The organism is Pseudoalteromonas sp. '520P1 No. 423', assembly GCF_001269985.1.
Taxonomy (GTDB): Bacteria; Pseudomonadota; Gammaproteobacteria; order Enterobacterales; family Alteromonadaceae; genus Pseudoalteromonas.
Map to the genome: position 1 here is coordinate 3,475,119 of NZ_BBZB01000001.1, position 20,788 is coordinate 3,495,906.

General features: G+C 35.2%; 22 protein-coding genes. 3 read left to right on the forward strand and 19 right to left on the reverse strand.

Features of this window, described 5'->3' with window-relative positions; genetic code table 11:
- The first annotated feature begins 104 nt into the window (after window positions 1–104).
- On the forward strand, window positions 105–1,322 hold the full coding sequence (locus PSA_RS15895; protein WP_042142876.1) for an EAL and HDOD domain-containing protein: 1,218 nt from the start codon (window positions 105–107) through the stop codon (window positions 1,320–1,322).
- Window positions 1,323–1,427: 105 nt separating this feature from the next.
- Here the strand turns inward: PSA_RS15895 and PSA_RS15900 are convergent, their stop codons facing one another.
- The 10 genes from PSA_RS15900 to ccmA all read right to left on the reverse strand — a co-directional run bounded on the left by PSA_RS15900 (window position 1,428) and on the right by ccmA (window position 9,412).
- A complete protein-coding gene (locus PSA_RS15900) occupies window positions 1,428–2,162 on the reverse strand; it encodes a VacJ family lipoprotein (protein ID WP_042142879.1) in 735 nt (244 codons plus the stop codon).
- Between the two features lie 12 nt (window positions 2,163–2,174).
- Window positions 2,175–3,494 (reverse strand): c-type cytochrome biogenesis protein CcmI, encoded by a 1,320-nt coding sequence (gene ccmI, locus PSA_RS15905; RefSeq protein ID WP_042142882.1) that lies wholly within the window; start codon window positions 3,492–3,494, stop codon window positions 2,175–2,177.
- On the reverse strand, window positions 3,491–3,973 hold the full coding sequence (locus tag PSA_RS15910) for a cytochrome c-type biogenesis protein (RefSeq protein ID WP_042142886.1): 483 nt from the start codon (window positions 3,971–3,973) through the stop codon (window positions 3,491–3,493). The genes ccmI and PSA_RS15910 overlap by 4 nt, the downstream gene beginning before the upstream one ends.
- 2 nt (window positions 3,974–3,975) lie before the next feature.
- Window positions 3,976–4,542: a redoxin family protein gene (locus tag PSA_RS15915; protein ID WP_082305819.1), complete on the reverse strand. Its 567-nt coding sequence runs from the start codon at window positions 4,540–4,542 to the stop codon at window positions 3,976–3,978.
- Window positions 4,543–4,571: 29 nt separating this feature from the next.
- Window positions 4,572–6,572 (reverse strand): heme lyase CcmF/NrfE family subunit, encoded by a 2,001-nt coding sequence (locus tag PSA_RS15920; protein WP_042142892.1) that lies wholly within the window; start codon window positions 6,570–6,572, stop codon window positions 4,572–4,574.
- Window positions 6,572–7,054, reverse strand: a complete 483-nt coding sequence (ccmE, locus tag PSA_RS15925) for a cytochrome c maturation protein CcmE (protein WP_042142895.1) — start codon at window positions 7,052–7,054, stop codon at window positions 6,572–6,574. Before ccmE ends, PSA_RS15920 begins: the two co-directional genes overlap by 1 nt.
- Window positions 7,054–7,254 carry a heme exporter protein CcmD gene (gene ccmD, locus PSA_RS15930; protein WP_042142897.1) on the reverse strand — a complete coding sequence of 67 codons (201 nt, stop codon included), beginning with the start codon at window positions 7,252–7,254 and terminating at the stop codon, window positions 7,054–7,056. Before ccmD ends, ccmE begins: the two co-directional genes overlap by 1 nt.
- Window positions 7,244–8,023, reverse strand: coding sequence for a heme ABC transporter permease (locus PSA_RS15935; RefSeq protein ID WP_042142899.1), 780 nt, complete (start codon window positions 8,021–8,023; stop codon window positions 7,244–7,246). Before PSA_RS15935 ends, ccmD begins: the two co-directional genes overlap by 11 nt.
- A 67-nt stretch (window positions 8,024–8,090) precedes the next feature.
- Window positions 8,091–8,777, reverse strand: coding sequence for a heme exporter protein CcmB (gene ccmB, locus PSA_RS15940; protein WP_042142902.1), 687 nt, complete (start codon window positions 8,775–8,777; stop codon window positions 8,091–8,093).
- Window positions 8,777–9,412, reverse strand: a complete 636-nt coding sequence (gene ccmA, locus PSA_RS15945; RefSeq protein ID WP_082305755.1) for a cytochrome c biogenesis heme-transporting ATPase CcmA — start codon at window positions 9,410–9,412, stop codon at window positions 8,777–8,779. The genes ccmB and ccmA overlap by 1 nt, the downstream gene beginning before the upstream one ends.
- 226 nt (window positions 9,413–9,638) lie before the next feature.
- On the opposite strand from ccmA, the gene PSA_RS15950 reads away from it, so the two are divergent.
- Together PSA_RS15950 and PSA_RS15955 are read left to right on the forward strand one after the other, a co-directional pair.
- Window positions 9,639–11,936, forward strand: coding sequence for a flagellar hook-length control protein FliK (locus tag PSA_RS15950; protein WP_042142905.1), 2,298 nt, complete (start codon window positions 9,639–9,641; stop codon window positions 11,934–11,936).
- Window positions 11,937–11,939: 3 nt separating this feature from the next.
- A complete protein-coding gene (locus tag PSA_RS15955; protein ID WP_042142907.1) occupies window positions 11,940–12,260 on the forward strand; it encodes an EscU/YscU/HrcU family type III secretion system export apparatus switch protein in 321 nt (106 codons plus the stop codon).
- A gap of 65 nt (window positions 12,261–12,325) precedes the next feature.
- On the opposite strand, the gene PSA_RS15960 is transcribed toward PSA_RS15955, so the two are convergent.
- From PSA_RS15960 to PSA_RS16000, 9 genes are read right to left on the reverse strand one after another with little or no spacing between them, the layout of a single operon-like run.
- The gene (locus PSA_RS15960; protein ID WP_231665275.1) at window positions 12,326–12,727 is read right to left on the reverse strand and encodes a DUF2802 domain-containing protein; all 402 of its coding nucleotides are present in this window, start codon (window positions 12,725–12,727) and stop codon (window positions 12,326–12,328) included.
- A 45-nt stretch (window positions 12,728–12,772) separates the two neighbouring features.
- Window positions 12,773–13,264, reverse strand: coding sequence for a chemotaxis protein CheW (locus tag PSA_RS15965; RefSeq protein WP_042142944.1), 492 nt, complete (start codon window positions 13,262–13,264; stop codon window positions 12,773–12,775).
- Between the two features lie 37 nt (window positions 13,265–13,301).
- Complete coding sequence (locus tag PSA_RS15970; protein ID WP_042142908.1) at window positions 13,302–14,051, reverse strand: chemotaxis protein CheW; 750 nt, start codon at window positions 14,049–14,051, stop codon at window positions 13,302–13,304.
- On the reverse strand, window positions 14,044–14,844 hold the full coding sequence (locus PSA_RS15975) for a ParA family protein (protein WP_042142910.1): 801 nt from the start codon (window positions 14,842–14,844) through the stop codon (window positions 14,044–14,046). Before PSA_RS15975 ends, PSA_RS15970 begins: the two co-directional genes overlap by 8 nt.
- Window positions 14,845–14,856: 12 nt before the next feature.
- Entirely contained in the window at window positions 14,857–15,840 is a 984-nt protein-coding gene (locus PSA_RS15980; protein ID WP_042142912.1) for a flagellar motor protein MotB, read from the reverse strand.
- A gap of 13 nt (window positions 15,841–15,853) precedes the next feature.
- Window positions 15,854–16,633 (reverse strand): flagellar motor protein, encoded by a 780-nt coding sequence (locus PSA_RS15985; protein ID WP_042142914.1) that lies wholly within the window; start codon window positions 16,631–16,633, stop codon window positions 15,854–15,856.
- Window positions 16,626–17,732, reverse strand: coding sequence for a chemotaxis response regulator protein-glutamate methylesterase (locus tag PSA_RS15990; protein ID WP_042142916.1), 1,107 nt, complete (start codon window positions 17,730–17,732; stop codon window positions 16,626–16,628). Before PSA_RS15990 ends, PSA_RS15985 begins: the two co-directional genes overlap by 8 nt.
- A gap of 17 nt (window positions 17,733–17,749) precedes the next feature.
- The gene (locus PSA_RS15995) at window positions 17,750–19,975 is read right to left on the reverse strand and encodes a chemotaxis protein CheA (RefSeq protein WP_042142919.1); all 2,226 of its coding nucleotides are present in this window, start codon (window positions 19,973–19,975) and stop codon (window positions 17,750–17,752) included.
- A gap of 16 nt (window positions 19,976–19,991) precedes the next feature.
- Window positions 19,992–20,786, reverse strand: a complete 795-nt coding sequence (locus PSA_RS16000; protein WP_042142921.1) for a protein phosphatase CheZ — start codon at window positions 20,784–20,786, stop codon at window positions 19,992–19,994.
- Window positions 20,787–20,788 lie beyond the last annotated feature (2 nt).

A 20,788-nucleotide genomic window follows, 5' to 3' on the forward strand; every position in this document is an offset into this window, starting at 1 on the left:
AGTCTCAGATAATTGAAAATATATAATGAAAAAACATCCCATTTACAATATATTCAAGGTAGCAGGGCAATAATTAATATATTTGGGTTACAGGTTCATTATTTATGTATTTTTACGCAGCACGACAACCAATACTAGATCGCGAAAAAAAGCTGTTTGCTTATGAATTATTATTTCGCGATAGCTTAGATAATGTATTTCCTAATATCGACGAAAATGAAGCAACCACAAAATTAATAGAAGGCAGCCAACTTGGCTTAGCTGATATAACAGGTGATAAACCTGCATTTATCAACTTCACCCTTGATACACTGCAAAAACGCTATGCAACGATGTTAAATAAAGAACAAGTCGTAGTTGAGATCCTAGAAACAGTACAACCAGGTAAGCGATTACTAGCTATTGTTAAGGAACTTAAAGAATTAGGTTATACACTTGCGTTAGATGACTATATTCATAATCCTGTATGGAAGCATTTTTATCCTTATATCGATATCATAAAAATTGATTTTTTAGAAATAGGAATGGATAAAATCAAACAAGTAATTAAAGATGTCGCACCATATAAGAATATTAAACTTTTAGCCGAGAAAGTCGAAACTCATGAACAATTCCAAGCGGCTATGGATATGGGATTTGAATATTTTCAAGGTTATTTCTTTTCTAAACCTGAGGTTATTCAAAGTAAAAACTTAGCACCATCACAAATTACATTAGCTGAGCTTTTATATGAAACATCAAAATCTGAAATGGATTTAAAAAAGATATCAGAAGTATTTCAAAGAGATGTTAACTTAGCTTATAAACTATTACGTTATACAAATTCAGCAGCATTTAAACGCAGAGCCGAAATCAGCACAATCAAACAAGCTTTGGTTGTATTAGGCTTAGAAGAACTTAAAAAATTTTTGTCTGTTTTATTTACAGCGCAAGTTGCTTCAGCAAAGCCACCTGAGTTAATGCGTCTATCACTTACAAGAGCACGTTTTGCTGAATGCCTAGCAATTAAGCATGGTAAAATGAAAGACACGCCTATGGCTTTCCTAGCGGGTATGTTTTCATTAATCGATGGCATATTAGATCAAGATATGGCTGAAATTTTAGAGAAACTACCGCTATCAATTGAAATTAAAGATGCAATATTAAAAAAAGAAGGGTTAATTGCAGATTATTTATCTTTAGTTGCGCATTATGAACTTGCTGATTGGGGAGAAGCGAAAGTGATTTCTGAGCAACTTAGCATTGATGTAAAAACAATACCTGACTCTTATCATGATGCTGTGCATTGGGCTAATACGCAGATGGAAGCGATGTCAAAATAACTCAAACGCTCAATAAAAAAATAAAAAGCTGAAATGATTAATTTCAGCTTTTTTATACATACAAATTCCAATAATTAAATGAACCGTAAATTATCGCTACTATTATTACTCTAGCTCTTCTAAAAAATCTTCATCAAACTCTTCATCATCTTCCTCTAATGGCGGGTTGCCATCATAAAGCTCAAATAATTGTCTTTGAAGATATACCTCTTTAACAAAAATATACGGGTCTAAAGACTCGTTAAGTAAAGCTTCTTGAGGAAACAAAGACGCCCTAGCCTCTAACCCTTTAATAGTATATCGCAGTATTGTTTGCGGTAAACTCAAAGCGATAGAAGGTATAGCAAACCCATCAACTACATCTCCGGAAATGTTTCGAACAGTACTTGGACCATAACCAGGAAGCATAAGATAAGCACCATCATCAGCGCCCCATACGCCTAGGGTTTGTCCGAAATCTTCATCAACTTGAGTTAAACCTATTTCAGAAGCAACGTCAAAAATACCAAACAGACCAACCGTAGAGTTGACTAAAAATCTAGCAGCACTAATACCGGCATTACCAGGTTTGCCTTGTAAAGCAGCATTTATACTGTCAACTGGCTCACCTATATTTTCAGTTAAGTTCACTAAACCTCTACGTACAGGCTGTGGTGTAATTGCAACATAACCCACAGCTGCTGGCCTTAAAATATAAGCATCTAAAACATCCATATTAAAATCATATAACGGACGATTTATTGTTTGTAGTGGATCTTTTTCATCTTGCTTGTCAACAGGCACTTGTGCACAGCCTATTAATGAAAATAAAATTAAAAAGAACACTGCATTTTTAAACATTAACATTCCTTATTACAGTAACTGATCAACTAAGACAGTTACCTCAGGTGAATTTTTTACTTCAATTGTACTGCTTTGGCCTTGAAGCTCTCCAGCCGCAGACATTACATTTTCATCAACCGATATTCTTACAGTCACAATAACCTGCTCAAATTGTGCAAGTGATAACGCTTCAACCATCGAATTTTCTTCAGATAATGTTACTTCTAATGGAAAACTAAATTGATTTTTTTTCACAACAGCCAATGGCATTCTAGGCCCTGATGCCGCTTTTGCAAATACAAATAAAGTTGCGTTATTAGGGATTTTATCCACTAAGTTTGCTGCAAGTGCAATTTTCACTTTAATCGCATTGCTCTGTCCAGTAGAACTTTGTTCAATTTTGTTAGATGGTGTTTCAACAGGTATATTTACTTGCGTATTATCAACGACTGGATGCTGAGTAGGCATTGAATTTAACTTTCCAGTCAATTCTTCTACACGAGATTTTATCATGGCATAACGCTCATCATCTTTGCTCATAGAGCCAAGTAACATATCAAATGCCGCTTTAGCTTCTAATAAATCACCTCGTTCATATGCAATTAAACCTAATAAAGAAATGGCATCAAAGTTTGAAGGCTCAACTGATAAAATAGTCGTAAGCATTTTTCCTGCACGATTATAATCAGGCTCACCGCTTATTAGCAGCAATTGGGTATAGCTTAATAGAACAGTGACATTATGAGGGTTCAAGTTTAATGTTTTATCAAAAGCTTGCATTGCAGATTTATAGTCACCTAGTGACATACTTACTTGCCCAAGCAACATCCAAGCCATTTCATCTTCACCTTGCTTAGCAATTTTAGTTCTAAGTGCTAAAGCAAATTGTTGCAACTCATTGGCAGTTAAAGGTTCACCTTGCTGCATCATGGCACGCTTACCTAATTCAGGTAGTGCTACCTGTGCTTTTTGCCATTGGTTAAACTGATTATGATTGCCTGTTGCATAATAAAATATACAGGTAAAACTGATTAAAAATAAGCTACCAGCTAATAGTAAAGTTACGTTATTACCTTTAAAATTTAAATTTTTTTCAGGAGAAAGCTCACTTAACAAACCTTTTTTTAGCTCTATTACAGCAGAATTAAAATCATCAGCACTAATTTTTGAAATTTTAATATCATCATCCAGCTCAGCTAGACGCTGATGATAAATATCAATCCGCTGGGCATTCTCACCGCTTCCTTTCTCTGGAATAGGTTCACTTACTGATTTTCGAATAAATGGAATAACAACAAATATCGCACCTAATATTGCTAATAAAACCATAGAAGACCAAAGTAATATCATTGACCTGACTCCTGTTTCACTTGAGCTGAACTAGCTTGATATTTAGAAATAAGTTTCGTTAATTGAGCCTCATCTTTGTCAGACCATTTTTGCTCAACCGCTGATTTTTTTTGACGGAATATAACCGAGCCAAAACCAAACAGTACAAATAAAATTGGTACAACCCATAAAACTAAAGTTGATGCAGTTACTGGAGGCTTGTAATGTACAAAGTATCCATACCTATCAATCATATATTCAACAATAAAATCTTTCGATTTATCTAATTTTACTAATTCAATCACTTTATCGCGTAAATCCTTAGCTACAACAGCATTCGAATCTGCGATGTTTTGATTTTGACACTTAGGACATCTGAGCTCTAAGCTTAACTCTTTGAAAAGTTGCGCTTGCTGCGCATTTTTAAAGGTTTGAGCCTCTTCAACTGCAAAAGTCAATGCAGAGAAACCCATTAATACGATAAAAAGGAAATATTTCATTATTACAACTTAACCTCTTTTAATTCAGTAAACTTAGGAGCGAATTTAGCACGCCATGTACGCTCATTTAAGTCGCCAGTATGATGTAGTAAAATAACCCCTTTACTATCAACTAAAAATGTTTCAGGTGCGCCAGACACACCTAAATCAAAAGCTAAACTGCGGTTTAAATCAAATATATTGTATTGATATGGGTTACCGGTACGGGCAAGCATTTGAGATACTTCATCTCTTAATGCTTGGATATTAAACTCACCATCAAAATCAGGATCATAACCTTGCTCTAAATAAAGACCGATGATTTCAACACCGCGTTCACGTAATTTTGTAAGGTAAGGTAATTCTACTAAACATGTCGGACACCAAGTGCCCCACACATTGATTAAATAGACTTTTCCTAATAAATCTTTTTCAGACCAGTTTTTATTATCTTGCATTAAGTCAGGTAAATTAAATGCTGGGATTTCCTGACCTAAACGCCCTGTTTGTAATTCTCTTGGATTTGAAAATAAACCCTTAAATAAAAAAATACATAGCAAGAAAAAAATAATTAAAGGTACAGCAAACATCAGTTTGCTGTTTTTACTTTCTTCACTCATCAGCTTACCTCACCAGATGTAACTGGTTGAGATGACGCTTTACTATCTTTTGTTTTTTGCGAAGCCTTTGAAGTACCTCGGTAACGTTTATCTAGTAAAATAAGTAAGCCTGCAAAAGACATAATCAAACCACCGAGCCACATCCAACGGATATACGGCTTATGATAGATTCTAAGAGCCCAAGCACCATTACTAAGTTGTTCACCTAAAGCAACATATAAGTCACGTCCTAAAGACGCATCAACTGCCGCTTCAGTCATAAACTGCATGCCGACATTATAACGACGTTTCTCAGCGTATAATTTAGTGACTTTTTCGCCTTCTTTATGAATACTTACAATAGCAGCATGACCTGTATAATTTGCACCTACTATTTCTTTAATACCATCAAAGCGGTAAACATATTCATTTAATGTCACTGTTTCACCTGGCATCATTCTAACGTCACGTTCAACTGAATAAGCTGATGTTAATGCAACACTGATAACAACACATGCAAAACCAAAGTGACCACTTACCATTGCCCAATAACTATTAGTCAACTGCTTTAAACCAACGATCAGACTTGTTTGTTTCGTTGCTCTTTCTACAACATCACATACCGTAGAAATTGTAACCCACACAGCTAAAAGAACAGCAATAAATGTCATTGATGAAACTACATCGTAACTTGAGTATAACCAGCTTGCGGTAATGACGATGCTTAATAAAGCGATTAACAATAATTTATTTTTTAATGCTTTAAATTTATTTTGTTTCCAGCGTAATAATGGTGCAACACCTAAAGCAAATGCAAAAGGAACCAATAAATAGCTAAACATTTCATTAAAGAAAGGTTCGCCTATTGAAATAGAACCCATACCAAGTTCTTTGTGCACTAATGGTAATAACGTGCCTAATAAAACAATTAAGGCTGCAACACATAACAAAATATTATTTAGCCATAGCGCAACTTCTCTTGAGAATAATCGGTAACGCCCTACACTATTAACTTCAGATGCACGCATCGCATATAAGGCTAAACTACCACCTACAACAATTGCCAAGAAACCAAGTATAAACATGCCTCGCCCTGGATCTGTCGTAAATGCATGCACAGATACAAGTACACCAGAGCGTACTATGAATGTGCCTAACAAACTAAATGAGAAGCCAGCAATTGCTAATAAAACAGTCCATGATTTAAATACGCCACGCTTTTCTGTTGCGGCAAGTGAATGCAGCAATGCTGTTGCAATTAACCATGGCATCAATGACGCATTTTCAACTGGATCCCAGAACCACCAGCCGCCCCAGCCTAGCTCTGAGTATGCCCACCAACTCCCTAATGTAATACCTAATGTTAAGAATAACCAAGCAGCTATCGTCCAAGGTCTAGACCATTTAGCCCAAGTATTATCAAGCTTACCAGTCAATAAAGCTGCAATTGCGAAAGAGAAAGAAACAGATAACCCCACATAACCCATATATAACAATGGTGGATGAATAATCATACCTGGGTCTTGTAAAAGCGGATTCAAATCATGACCTTCAACAGGGTAATAAGGTAATAAAGATTCAAATGGGCTAGACATTAATAAGGTATAGAACATAAAACCGACACCTAAAAAACCTAAAACACTTAGTACACGTGCACGTAATGGCCAAGGTAAAGATTTAGATGAAATTGATACTAATGCAGTCCAACCAGCTTGCATTACCACCCATAAAAGCATCGCGCCTTCATGCCCCCCCCAAGTAGAAGTTATTTTATAATACCAAGGTAACGAGCTACTTGAGTTACTTGCCACATACACTAAAGTAAAGTCATCGGTTAGGCTGGCATATACTAATGCAGCATAAGAAATAAAAACAAATACACATTGGCCAATAGCAAATGCAGGTGCTGCACGCATTAATCTGAGGTTATTTGTATACGCTCCCCATAAAGGGTAAATACATAATAAAATAGATAAACCTAACGCAATGGTTAATGAGATATAACCCAACTCTGGGATCATTAGTAATCTCCTTTGGCATTATTATAAACAGGTTTTTCATGCTTAATGCCTTTTAAAGCTTCTGCAACTTCTGGCGGCATATATTCTTCATCATGCTTAGCCAATACTTCAAATGCTTCAATTGTATCTGGTGCTACAAGGTTTCCTTGCGCTACGATACCCTGACCTTCTCTAAATAAGTCAGGTAAAATACCTTTATACAGTATTTTTACAATTGGGCCTTTATCCATTAATTTAAATTCAACATGTAAAGAATTAGGATCTCTTACCACAGAACCTGGCAGCACCATGCCACCAATCCTTAACTTTTGACCAACAAAAGGTTTTTGTTTTTCAGGACCTTTACCTTCAATTAATTCAGTTGGTGTATAGAACAAGTTGATATTACCTTGAAGTGCATAAAGTACTAAACCAACAGCAGTTCCTAAACCAAAAACCACTGCAAGCAGTGTCATCATGCGTTTTTTTCTTCTAGGGTTCATTATTGTGACTCCTGCTTTGCTTTTTTAATACGTGCTTCACGATCTATCTGTTTAGCAAGCGCATTTAAAGTATGTTGGTGACTAAGTTTACTATCTAAGAAAATACCGATTAAAATCAATGCACATGTTCCAAAGGATAACCAAACATAAAAGCCATAACCACCCATGGCTATAAAGTCTGAAAATGAATTAAACTGCATCTTTATCTCCTACCTTACTTACTACATTGGGAGTTTGATTTTTAATTAAATCACGTACCCAAGGACGATGTTTTTCTCGTAACAATATTTCATTTTTTAAACGCATCAATACAACAGCGCCAACAAAAGCAGCAAATGCAAAGATATTTAACATTAATGGCCAGAACATGCTCGAATCAATCGCACCACCATCAAACTTAGTGATTGTCGCTCCTTGATGAAGCGTATTCCACCATTCAACTGAAAAGTGAATAACAGGTAAATTTATTGCCCCTACCAGGGCAAGTATACAAGATGCACGACCCGCACTGCCTTTATCTTCAAAAGCGTTATAAAGCGAAATAACACCTAAATATAAAAATAATAAAATTAACTCTGATGTTAATCTTGCATCCCACACCCACCAAGCACCCCACATAGGTTTACCCCATGCAGCGCCTGTAATTAATGCTATTAAAGTAATCGCTGCGCCCACGGGTGCAATTGCAATAACAGCAAGCTCCGCATTTCTTAGCTGCCAAACTAAGGCAATAAACGCAGCGATTGCCATTGAAGAATATGCCCCCATAGATAGAATGGCTGACGGGACATGTATAAAAATAATTCTATAACTGTCTTTTTGTTGATAATCTGCAGGCGCAAAACCTAACCCCCAGACCCAGCCCACAACTAAACTTATCACAGCAACAACCGCTAAATACGGCAATAAGGTATTACACAATCGGTAGGCTGTTTGTGCCTTTGCATAAGGATGTAACCACTTCCACATAACTAATCCACACTCTTTTTAAACACGACGCATTATATTGACTTGCTACAGCAATATAAAATTTAAATTAACTCACACTGACTTTTAATGCTGATGAAACAGCAAATGGTGCCGTAACCAAACCTACAGCTAACATTGCACCTAAAATTGCAAGTTGAGCACTATAATCCAGCGACATTGCACTGGTGTCTATTGCCGACGTTGCAAAAATAAGCACTGGAATATACAAAGGTAAAACCAATAAACTGAGTAAAACTCCCCCTTTTTGTAAACCAACAGTTAAACCAGCACCAATCGCACCAATTAAACTTAATAACGGCGTGCCTATAAGCAATGTCACTATCGCTGCCTGCATTGAATTTGAATCCATATTCAGTAATAAACCAAACATGGGTGATAATAAAACAAGTGGTAACCCAGTGATCGACCAATGTGCTGCTATTTTAGCAATAACAATAAGCGATGTAGGGTACGGGCTCATTAATAACTGCTCTAACGAACCGTCTTGATAATCGTCTCTAAATATTTTGTCTAAACCCAACATAGTTGACAGTAAAGCTGCGACCCAAATAATTCCTGGAGCCATGCGTGCTAATAACTGTGGTTCAGGGCCTATTCCCAATGGAAATAAACTAATGACAATCAAGAAAAATAGTAAAGGATTTATGATTTCAGAACGCTGCCTAAAAGCCAGTAATACATCTTTTTTATATACTGAAAAAAATAACTGACGGTATGAATATTCTCTTTGCATTAAATACGGTACTCCAAAGATAATATTTTTAAATCATCAAAATGTTCTGTTAAATCTTGATGAGAGGTTAACAAGATACTGCCACCTCTATTTAGCTGCAGCTTGAACTGCTCTTGAAGTAAGGTAACCCCTTTTTTATCAACTGCTGTAAAAGGCTCATCCAACATCCACAGTTTTGCATCTGAAATCCATAACCGAGCTAAAGCAACTCTACGTTGCTGGCCTGCTGATAACATTCTAACGGGAATATCTTCCAAACCAACCAAACCTAAATTAGCTAATACTTCATAAACATCTAGCGAATTTTGCTTTGAAGATTGCGCGTAACCATGAATTTCTTGCCAAAACTGAATATTTTCAATCGCATTAAGCTGTGTATTTACACCCGTTTTATGGCCTATATATAATAATTCAGAAAAAAAGTTTTCTTCATCCTCTGATATATTTTTATTAAACCAAAAGCGATTGCCCTGCTCTAATCTTGTAAATCCAGATAAGATCCGAAACAATGATGTTTTCCCGGCACCATTAGGACCTTCAATTTGCATGATTGTGCCTTGAGGTAACTCAAAACTTAAGTCCTCAAACAAACAGCGGTCTTGCCTAATACAGGTTATATTTTCAACTTTTAACAACTAAAAACACTCTTAACAGCCCTAAACTTTTTAGGGGTATTTTCTTTAGGAAGTAGTCTATCATAATGGTATTACAAAGCGTAAAAGCTTTAGCTGGAATTAAGAGCAAATCGACAAAAAATTGATTTATGCCAATATTTAGTTTTATATAATGGTTTTTTATAAAGATAAAATAAAATTTAAGGTTTAAATTGTTAAATGAAACATAATAAGTAACTCACTTTATATGACTGATACTAAAGGCATTTCAAAAAATACAATTGCACAGCAGTTTTCTATAACTGATGATGCATCATCTTTACCTAAACATCTAAAATCTAACATCGCCTATGACGTCAAAAACGTATCTAGTAGCGGTTCAAAACTACAACTAGAGATTAAACTAAATGGTAAATGGGAAAAGGTATCGCTCGCCTTAGACTCAATAAACAATAAAGATATTAAACTCAATGATGGTAAATTGATTATTAATGGTGATGGTTCAAAAATAACTTTAATTGCAAATACAAACAAAATAACATCACCATTAAGTACTCAAGATATATTAAAAATACTTAATTTATTTGTTCAACCAAAAGCACAAAAAGAGACTTTCATAGATAAAGGTTTTGCATTAAAAGCAAACCAAGAAATATCTCTTCTAGCAAAATTAAATAAAAACCTTAAAAATACACTTATTATTCCTTCTCTTAAAGCAAATATTCAATTACCACCTAATATCGCAAACCAAATAAACTCGAATTCTCATATTTTTCTAAATTTACAAGAGTCAAACAAACAGATATCAGCTAAGGTATTCCTCCCTAAATCAACGTCACCGGCATTAGAACTAAAATTGCCGATTGAAAAGGTGACACAATGGTTAAAAACAACACCCGTTGATTTAATGATAAAAAATACGAATTCAGCAAACACTCAAATTAAGCAAAATAATAATATAGCAGTCGTAAACGTCAATATTTCAGAAAGTATTCCAAAGTGGCAAAATGCAAAGCTAATAACTCAAGGTAATATCACTCAAATCAAGCCTATTAGCTCTCCTATAACACTTAACCTAACTAAGAGTATATTTACATCATTAATGAATAATAGCGTCAAAACTGATACTGACACAAATATTAATAAGCACACAAAAGAAAGTATTCATCAAAACATAGTAATAAATGAGTCTAACAAAGTTACGATTCAAAAACCTAAAGATCAAACCACTGCTAACTTAGCAATATCAAAAGGTGATAACTTTAAAGCCCCATTAGAAAAAATAGTTAATTCTTTCAAAGCTGCTTTATCGCTAAATGTAAAACAAAATGAAACACGCCAGATAAAACTCGAAATAACCTCCCCGATAAGTGAAAACAAAAATAAACAAGTTATAGAGACTCAAACGAGTAAAGCAATAAATACAACAGCAAAAGATTTACCCACTCAGACACAAAAGCATCAAGTTCATCAAGCAACAATTAAAGCAACACCGAATTTACTAGAAGCTCAGCAACAATCAAACGTAACAATCAAAAAAGATATAAAGCAAACTGCTAGCCAAACAGATGTCAGTTTAATGAAGGTTGAACTAAAACCTAAACTTGAACCTCATAAAGGTAATAAGCAAATTAACTTTAACCTAATTAACAAGCTAACAACCGGTCCCAAAAGAACTCCTAGCTCGACAGCAAATATAAAAACAGAAAATATATTAAATATAAATAGTGATCCTGAAACTCCCGATTTAAATAAACTCGTAAACCATGCTTTTAGTAGAATGATAAATCAAACAAATATTTCAGCAGATAAAATACGCACTGAAATATTATCATCAGTTCAACCTAACTTATTAAATAAAACCGAGAAAGAAAATACTTTTAATAACTCACTGCAAGATCTCGCTCTCACCATACTAACATCTCATAGTGTGAGCGAAAATGTTCAAAGTAATAAGGACTTAGCAAATAAACAATCTTTAAAGTTAGATCAATTATTACAACTGATTTTCCCTGGACTTAAATTAAAAACCGCGAATGTAATAAAAGAAACAAATACAAAATCAGGGTTCGCTTTATTACAAGAGCTAGGCCAAATTCAACAAACAGTGCAACAATCTCAACAACAACTTATTCAAGGTCAATCTGTAAACAATCAAACTGATAATTTATCTAACTCCATCTTACAGTTCCTACTGCCTATGCAATTACCAGATACAGTAAAACAAACTGAAATTGATTTAGGCCATTACAAAAAGAACACAAAAAATGGCGAAGGTAAAGACGTTTGGTTTATACGATTAAACTTTAATTTTGAAGCTTTAGGACAATTACAAGCCAATGCACAATTGATGGATAAAAATGTAGATTGTACTTTTTCAAGCTTAAATCAATCATTGGTAGATAAAGCACAACCCTATATTCAAATGCTAAAACAAAGGCTGATTGAGCATGGTCTATCTGTTGGTAAAATGGCGATTGAATTTTCTTCCGAGCGCACTACCGACAACTATAAAGCACATTCAATTATCAATATTAAGGTGTAAGTTATGGACAAAGATGATGTTAAAAATAGTGGCAATAAATCTGCAATAGGCTTACTTTATGACGGAAAATCAGTTCCTAACGTTACAATCAAGGGCTTTGGTGATTTTGCAGATCACATTATTGAACAGGCAAAAGATAAAGGAGTTTTAATACATGAAGATAAAATGCTAGCAGATACATTAAAACAATTAGAGTTAGGACAAGAGATCCCAAAAGAACTTTATATTGTTATTGCAGAGTTAATCGCTTTTTCATACGTAATGCAAGGGAAGTTTCCCACAGGATGGCAAGGGCTTACAGGTAATTTAAACATAAAAGCTTAAATGCTCACTACTTCCAAAACGAATGAGGTGATGGAAGTAGCAGTAACTAAGCCAATCAAGTGTCTTTATTTTTGTTGATGCAAAGAGATCAACAATTCTGCTTCAGCTCTTGGTAATTCACACTCTTTCATAACTTCATCTAATTGCGCACCAAGTTCCACCATTTTAACAGCACGAGAATACATTTTAGAGTCTGGGTCGCTATATTGAAGCGCTTGTTGATTTTCTGATAACTCCTGACTTAGCTTCTCTTGTTGTACAATACGTTTACCCATATTCAATAGACCACCTCGTAATTCGTCTATTTCACTGCGTAAAATTGTATTTTGCTGCTTTAAATCTGAAAACCTTTTATTTAAGTCACTATTTAAAATTTTAACTTTTTTATTCGATAAAAATAAAAAAACTATAATACTGAACGAGAATACAAAGCTTATAATAGTTAAAATTAGTAAAATATTTTCCAATTCTAACAACCTATGCAATATTGACTTAATGTTAGAGGAAAAACACTAAAAGTCATTTAGGTCTCTCCATTCTTCTTCACTCAACAACTTATCTAAATCAACTAAAATTAATAATTGTTCATTACGATTAGATACACCTTGAATAAACTTAGCACTTTCTTCTGTGCCAATGTTTGGCGTACTATCAATTTCTGAACGTCTTAAATAAACCACTTCAGCAACACTATCAACTAAGATACCAATAACTTGCTTTTCAGCTTCGATAATAACAATGCGAGAATCATCTGTTACATCTAAACCTGATAAACCAAAACGTGTACTCGTATCAATTACTGTTACTACGTTACCACGTAAGTTTATTATTCCAAGTACGTAACTTGGTGCGCCAGGAACAGGAGCGATTTCTGTATAACGTAATACTTCTTGTACCTGCATTACATTAATACCATAAGTTTCATTCTCTAGTCGAAATGTCACCCACTGTAATACATCATCACTTGCATCTGCATTTACTGATGTTATTCTTTCTTCATTCATATTCATGCTCCCACGCCATTATTTTCATTCGTGATATTTATTTTTCAAACTCTCTGCTATCTAACCCTTGCTCGAGTAATTCAGTTAATGAATCAACATCAATCAAAGCACACATTTTTTCTTTTATTAAACCTGCTAACCAAGGGCGTTTTCCTGATTGCTCTCGCCATTTAACATCATCACTTTGTAACGTAACATTGTTAATTAAACTTTCAGCCTGTAAACCCCAGCTTGTTTCACCTAGCATTATAAGATATTGATAATTTAAACTTTCCTCAAGTTCTTTATTAAACTTTTCAGGCATAACCCATTGTGCCGTATCAATTACGTTCAATTTAGTACCACGGTTTAACATAACACCTTTAAACCATTTTGGTTTAGCGAATACTTTATTTATTTCTTCAAGTTTATGAATGCCGCCTAAAGACTTCAATGGTACAGCTAAAGTCAATCCTGCAACTTTAAAAAACAAGGCTTGAAATTCACCTGTTCGGTATTCTGCTTCTTGCTTTACACTCGCTATACTTTCTTGCTTTTGTAATTCTTTTATATCATCTACTATTATAGAGATTGTAGGCGGTTTTTCTTCATCTTGCTTAGACTTAACTTTAATTTCAGCGGGTTTAGTTACTTTTTTAATCGCAGGAACATTTTTTGGCTCTACAACTTGCTCTAGTAACTTTTCAACAGGCTGTAAAACAGTTTTATTTAATACCTCATCTTCTGTTAATAGAGCTGTGAGATATTGTTTCATTATTTGTTCATTAGCAAATAAAGGTTTATTCATTGATTGCCTCAGAGCAAGTTTTTTTATCAAGCTTTAAAAGGTGGTCTAATAATGCCATATATGCATAAACTCCTCTTGCCTTGGGACAATAGATTACCGGTGATTTCATCGCTAGGCTTGCATCTCTAAATTTAGTATCGATTGGGATCACCCCAGGCCATACTTTTTCATCATATGTTGCTCGTAATGTTTTATATGCCTCTAATGAAGCTTTAGTGCGCTTATCATACATAGTAGGAATGATCGTATATTGATATTTCTTAGATTGTGAACTTTGCATTAATTGCATTGTTCTCATCATGCGATCTAAACCTTTCAAAGCTAAAAACTCTGTTTGTACAGGGATTAAAACTCTTTCACTTGCCGCCAACGCATTAACCATCAAAACGCCTAATACAGGAGGACAGTCTAAAATGGCATAATCATACTCATCTGCAATTTTAGCCAAAGCTTTAGTTAAAATTAAGCCCATGCCACTTTTATTACCCATGCTACGATCTAAAGTTGCTATTGCCATGGTCGCAGGTAATATATCTAAATTATCCATAGTTGAAGGACATAACGCTTGCAATATTTCTTCTTTATTCAAGCCTTTACTTCGAGAGAAAACATCGTACACACTCACTTCTAATTCTTCAGAATCAATGCCAAAATAGTAGGTGAGTGATGCATGAGGATCAGTATCAATGAGTAATACTCGCTTACCTTGAGATGCAAGAATGCCACCTAAAGTTACTGTGGTAGTTGTTTTACCTACACCACCTTTTTGATTCGCAACTGTCCAAATTTTCAAATTTGATCCTTTCTACTGCTCTTTTTCTCGAGTTGTAATTCTTATCCCACCATCAGGTAAATTAATAATCTTGATAGTTTTATCATCTATTTCTTGCTGTTCTATTTTTTTTAATTGGGCTTCTAATTCTTGTTTATCTTGTTCTAGATTTTCTACAGCAATCACCTGAGAATCACTCTGGGAAAACATACCAAACTTTGAAAGTGCAATAACGACCTTTCTATTTTCGGCACGCCCTTTCGGTGACGTATTACTGGCAAATGGAGCATATTGCCCATAACCTTCAATCGCCATTCTTGCTGGATTAATCCCTTTATTCTCAAGTGCTAGCAGCATTTGCGTGGCACGACTGACTGATAACTGCCAGTTAGAACTAAATACTTCATTACTGATAGGCTGATTATCAGTATAACCCCTAACGCGAATATAATTTTCTACACTATTGATTACATCATAAACTTTAGAAACAACCTGCTCTATTGCATGAGTGGAAGCTGAGCTGCCACTTCCAAATAACAAACCTGAATTAAGCTCTATTGTTAACCAATCTTGATTTAGCTCTAACTTAGCTTGCCCTGTCTCAATTTCATCCGATAGCGCAGTTTTTAGATCTTGCTCTAGCGAATCTAAGGGGCTTCCTAGCTTTTTTTGTTTTAGATTAGCTAAATCCCCAAAACCATCAACTAACTCAGGGCCTTCTTTCTCATCAATGATTGAATTACCATATAATACAAACTCAGTATCAACCGCATTTTTTGTTAACAGCCCTTCACCTTCAACCCCTGCATCTTGCTGTTCATGCTGATTAGCGGTTTTATCAAATACTTGCTCAAGTGAGTCTGATAAAATCTTAAATTCGTTTTCATTGGTAATAGCCAAAGAATATAGAACCACAAAAAAAGCAAACATGAGTGTCATATAATCTGCATAAGAAACTAACCAACGATCTAAATTCTCATGGTTATTTTCTAATGCAGATTTACGATAACGCCTCATAATACTTAGTAGCTCAACTTTCTATAATCGTATTTACTTGAGAGTAATGCTTCTGTGTTTGATATGCAGAAAGCTTTAATTCTATATTGCTAGGACTCTCTCCTTGCAATATAGACAACATACCTTCAGCTAATAATTCATGGTACATAATCTGCTCTTCAACAATACATTTGAGCTTATTTGCAACAGGTAAAAAAAGTAAATTAGCAAAACCCACTCCATAAATAGTTGCAACAAATGCAGTTGCGATCCCTGCCCCAAGTAATTCAGGCTCTTTAATAAAATTCATAGCTTGTATTAAACCTAAAACTGCGCCTAAAATTCCAATTGTCGGACTATACCCGCCCATCGCTTCATAAATTTTTGAAGATTTAATCAAGGCATCTCGGTGTAAAATAAGTTCAACTTCCATTGTCTCTCGAAATTGCTCAGGTTGAACACCATCAATCATCATATTAAGGCCCTTAGAAACAAAATAATCTTTGCTAATTAAAGCTTCATTTTCTAATGATAAATAACCGTCTTGACGTGCTTTATGTGACCATGACTTTATTTGAGAAATCCCCTTATCTACTGGATAACTCGGCGGTATTATTATCCAGGTAAACATTTTTATTCCTTGCAGGAAAATTCCCGCAGGAGATTGCAGCATAACAGCACCTAATGTGCCGCCTATTACAATCAAGAGGGCTGAATAATTCACTAAACTTAATAATAATCCGCCTTCAAACCAATAACCAAAACCAATTGCAAATATAGCAATTAACAAGCCTGAAATTGATAGTTTATCCACAACCGACTTCTCTTGTTATGCGACTTGCGACATCTGGCAATGCAATACTTGCTTCAGCAAGCCCTGCGTTGGCAACCGCTTGAGGCATGCCATATACAACACAGGTTTTTTCATCTTGAACCCATATCTTAGAGCCAGCTTGTTTTAACAATCTAGCACCATCTCGACCATCAGCTCCCATGCCTGTTAATACAATGGCTAAAACAGAATTTGTATAGCTTTTTGCTAAACTTGCAAACGTGATATCAACACTCGGTTTATATGTGACTCTGGTTCCTTCGTCTTCATAAATTCGTATCTTTTGACCTGAACCTCTGCCTTCAACCAACATCTGCTTACCACCAGGTGCTAAATAAGCGGTGCCAGCTTTTAATGCCTCACCATTTTGCGCTTCTTTCACTTGAATTTTACATAAGGAATTCAGACGAACTGCAAATGCAGGGGTAAAAGCTGCAGGCATATGCTGTATTAAAAGAATCGGATGAGGGAAGTTTGATGGTAACTGTGTCAGTATACTTTGTAGTGCAACGGGCCCCCCTGTTGATGTACCAATCGCTACTATTTTATATGTTTTTCCTGAAGCTCTTACATCTTGCGTTGTTTTTCTTCTAGCCTCAAAGTTATTCTCAGCAGGTTTTACTGGACGAGATTTAATAACCGGCTTTTCTATTGGGCACGGTTTTCTTACAAAGCGGCTTAATCTTCGTCGACCTATCTCCTTTACCTTTTGTTGCAATAATTTAATTGCTTCTTCTTTATCTCGTGCTATATCTTCAAACTTTTTAGGTAAAAAGTCTAAAGCACCTGCGTCAAGTGCATCAAAAGTTGCACTTGCACCATGGTGAGTTAAAGAAGAAAACATTAATATTGGCACCGGAGATGCCTTCATTATTTGTTTTACAGCGCTTATACCATCAAGTATAGGCATTTCAACATCCATAGTAATCACATCTGGTTTTATTTTAGCCGCTTTTTCAACCGCTTCTTTACCATTATTTGCTGTATCGATTACTTCTAATTCTGGATCTTGATTTAATATTTCACTGACTCTTCGTCTAAAAAAACTTGAATCATCAACAACTAAAACTTTAATTGTCATTCAATTTACTCATTTAGTTATTTTACTTTTCCAGCATAGTGCTTTAATAAATTAGGTACATCTAGTATTAGAGCGATTCCACCATCAGAAGTTATTGTAGCACCTGCCATGCCCGGAGTTCCTTGTAGTAAGGCATCTAAGGGTTTTATTACTACTTCTTCTTGACCTATTAAAGAGTCAACGGCAAAGCCTATTTGCTGCGTTCCTAATTGAACGATAACAACATGTCCATCTCCACTGCGTTGATCTGCAATTGAAGATGGGTTTTTAACAAGCCAACTTTCAAGATAAAATAATGGAATTGCCTTATCTCTAACAATAATTGTTAATTGACCATCAACTATATTTGTTTTCGATAAATCGAGATGGAATATTTCATTTACACAAGCTAGAGGAAGTGCGAATGTCTGCTCTTCAACAAGTACCATTAATGTTGGTAATATTGCTAAAGTCAGTGGTACCTTAATTTCTAATGTCGTACCTGTTCCTCTTTGAGATTCAATATTAATTGAACCATTTAGCTGAGTGATTTTTGTTTTAACAACATCCATACCCACACCGCGACCTGAAATATCAGATATTTCTTCTTTAGTCGAAAAACCTGGTGCAAATATTAAATTAAACGCTTCATTATCAGTCATTCTTGATGCAAAATCGGCATCAATTACACCTTTACCAATTGCAATATCTTTTAACTTATCAGGATCCATACCTGCACCATCATCTTTGATGGTTAAAAGTATATGATCACCTTCTTGAGAGGCTGAAAGTGTAACTGTACCTGTTCTAGATTTACCTGTTGCTTCACGTTCATCTGGCATTTCAATACCATGATCAACTGAGTTCCTAACTAAATGCACTAAAGGATCAGCAAGTGCTTCAACTAAGTTTTTATCTAAATCAGTATCTTCACCAACTAATTGAAGGTTAATATCTTTTTTCAAACTACGTGCTAAATCACGAACAACACGAGGAAAACGACCAAATACCTTTTTAATAGGTTGCATCCGTGTTTTCATCACAGCACTTTGCAAATCAGCTGTCACAACATCAAGATTTGAAATTGCCTTATTCATACTTTCGCTACTATTAGTCGCACCTAGGCTTACTAATCTATTTCTAACTAAAACAAGTTCACCAACCATATTCATTATTTGATCAAGACGTTTAGTGTCTACTCGAACCGTTGTTTCAGCTTGTACTGCAGGAGATTTAGCAGATGGTTTTTCTGCAGCCGGTTTTGCTACTGGTTTAGGCTTTTCTTCCGCTTTTGCTTGTGGTTTTAGTACTGGTTTCGTTACTGGTTTTTCTACTTTTTTCTCAATTTTAGGTTTACTTGCAACCTCAGGTTTTTGAGCTGGAGTTGGCGCGGATTCTACCGTTTTAGGACCCTGTCCTTTGCCATGAAGTTCATCTAATAAAGCTTCAAATTCATCATCTGAAATATCTTCAGAATCAGAACTAGCTATAGGCGTACTTTCAACGACATTATTCTTCTCTTCTGGAGCTGTGCTTTGGGTTTCACCAAACGATCCAACCCCATGCAATTCGTCTAACAAGTTTTCAAATTGATCATCTGTAATATCGCCATCAGATGCATCATTTGTGATTTCTGGTTGCCCTTTTGACTCTTCAACTATAGGCCCTTTTCCTGCTCCATGAAGTTCATCTAATAAGCTTTCAAATTCATCTTCTGATATATCATCAATATTTGAATCATCTGAACTTGTATCATCCATATCAAACAATACGTCATCAAAATCAGAGCTTAAATCTTCTTCAGGACTTGTTGTGAGAGAATTATCGACTTCTGGAGCTGTAGCTTCATGAGGAGGTGACACTTCGCCTTCACTTTGAGGTTTGCAAAGGTCATGCATCGCTTTTAGTAGGTTAGGATCGGCGGCTTCAGGCTTTTCTCTATTTTGAATACAAGCAAACATAATATTTATACAATCTAATGCTTGTAAAATAACATCCATAAGTTCTGGAGTGACACTTATTTGCCCTTGACGTAAAATATCAAAAACATTTTCTGCACCATGACAAGCATCTACAAGCTCAGTCATTGCTAAAAATCCAGCACCACCTTTGACAGTATGAAAACCTCTAAATATTGCATTTAATAAATCAGCATCTTCAGGGTTATTTTCTAATTCTATAAGCTGCTCAGATAATAATTCGAGAATTTCTCCGGCCTCAACCAAAAAATCCTGCAAAATATCTTCATCTAGTTCAAAACTCATGCAGCAGTTCTCCCTTTTAGAAACCTAAACTTGATAATAAGTCGTCAACATCATCTTGATCTGATACAACATCATCACGTTCTAATGCATCTATAATCGGACCCTCTGCAACTTGATCTAATTCTTTTTCAACTTGTAGAGATGATTCTATATTTTTTTCTTCAATAACTTCTTTTACAGGTAATTCACCATCAATTGGCGAGCCAAAAACTTTCAACATATGAATAAGGCTTTCTTCAACTTCACGCACAAGCTCTATCACTCTGCGAATAACTTGCCCTGTTAAATCTTGAAAATCTTGGGCCATTAAGACCTCTGTCATTAAGCTTTGTAGCTTTTGAGTATTACCCTGCGTATTTAAAATAAACGAATCTAACCCATGACATAAGGATTTAAACTCGCCTAATTTAAGGTCGCGACTCATAAGTCGATCCCATGAGGGTTTAATGTTATCAAGTTCGTTTTTTAGCTCATCAGCTATTGGTAAACCTGCTTCTATCGCATCCATGGTTTTATTCGCAGCTTGCTCTGTCATTTTTATGACATAATTTAAACGCTCTTTTGCATCTGGTAATGCTTCTTTCGTTAAATCGGTAAGCTTTGAATCTAACTGAAAGTTATTTAATGAGTCATGTAATTGACGAGTTAACTTACCAACCTCTTCAAATAGCTCAGATTGCATTTGTGTTGTTATTTGCAATAGCAATTCATCAGCTTGTGCTTGTTCATTACTTTCAAGTAATGATACAAGTTGTCTAGCTTGTTCAAGTGTAATTTGAGGTAAATCAGTTGAAATTATTAACTCATCCATAA

Coding starts and splice junctions, on each gene's coding strand:
- PSA_RS15895 (WP_042142876.1), top strand. CDS start 105: ATGTATTTTTACGCAGCACGACAACCAATACTAGATCGCGAAAAAAAG.
- PSA_RS15900 (WP_042142879.1), bottom strand. CDS start 2,162: ATGTTTAAAAATGCAGTGTTCTTTTTAATTTTATTTTCATTAATAGGC.
- ccmI (WP_042142882.1), bottom strand. CDS start 3,494: ATGATATTACTTTGGTCTTCTATGGTTTTATTAGCAATATTAGGTGCG.
- PSA_RS15910 (WP_042142886.1), bottom strand. CDS start 3,973: ATGAAATATTTCCTTTTTATCGTATTAATGGGTTTCTCTGCATTGACT.
- PSA_RS15915 (WP_082305819.1), bottom strand. CDS start 4,542: ATGTTTGCTGTACCTTTAATTATTTTTTTCTTGCTATGTATTTTTTTA.
- PSA_RS15920 (WP_042142892.1), bottom strand. CDS start 6,572: ATGATCCCAGAGTTGGGTTATATCTCATTAACCATTGCGTTAGGTTTA.
- ccmE (WP_042142895.1), bottom strand. CDS start 7,054: ATGAACCCTAGAAGAAAAAAACGCATGATGACACTGCTTGCAGTGGTT.
- ccmD (WP_042142897.1), bottom strand. CDS start 7,254: ATGCAGTTTAATTCATTTTCAGACTTTATAGCCATGGGTGGTTATGGC.
- PSA_RS15935 (WP_042142899.1), bottom strand. CDS start 8,023: ATGTGGAAGTGGTTACATCCTTATGCAAAGGCACAAACAGCCTACCGA.
- ccmB (WP_042142902.1), bottom strand. CDS start 8,777: ATGCAAAGAGAATATTCATACCGTCAGTTATTTTTTTCAGTATATAAA.
- PSA_RS15950 (WP_042142905.1), top strand. CDS start 9,639: ATGACTGATACTAAAGGCATTTCAAAAAATACAATTGCACAGCAGTTT.
- PSA_RS15955 (WP_042142907.1), top strand. CDS start 11,940: ATGGACAAAGATGATGTTAAAAATAGTGGCAATAAATCTGCAATAGGC.
- PSA_RS15965 (WP_042142944.1), bottom strand. CDS start 13,264: ATGAATGAAGAAAGAATAACATCAGTAAATGCAGATGCAAGTGATGAT.
- PSA_RS15970 (WP_042142908.1), bottom strand. CDS start 14,051: ATGAATAAACCTTTATTTGCTAATGAACAAATAATGAAACAATATCTC.
- PSA_RS15980 (WP_042142912.1), bottom strand. CDS start 15,840: ATGAGGCGTTATCGTAAATCTGCATTAGAAAATAACCATGAGAATTTA.
- PSA_RS15990 (WP_042142916.1), bottom strand. CDS start 17,732: ATGACAATTAAAGTTTTAGTTGTTGATGATTCAAGTTTTTTTAGACGA.
- PSA_RS15995 (WP_042142919.1), bottom strand. CDS start 19,975: ATGAGTTTTGAACTAGATGAAGATATTTTGCAGGATTTTTTGGTTGAG.
- PSA_RS16000 (WP_042142921.1), bottom strand. CDS start 20,786: ATGGATGAGTTAATAATTTCAACTGATTTACCTCAAATTACACTTGAA.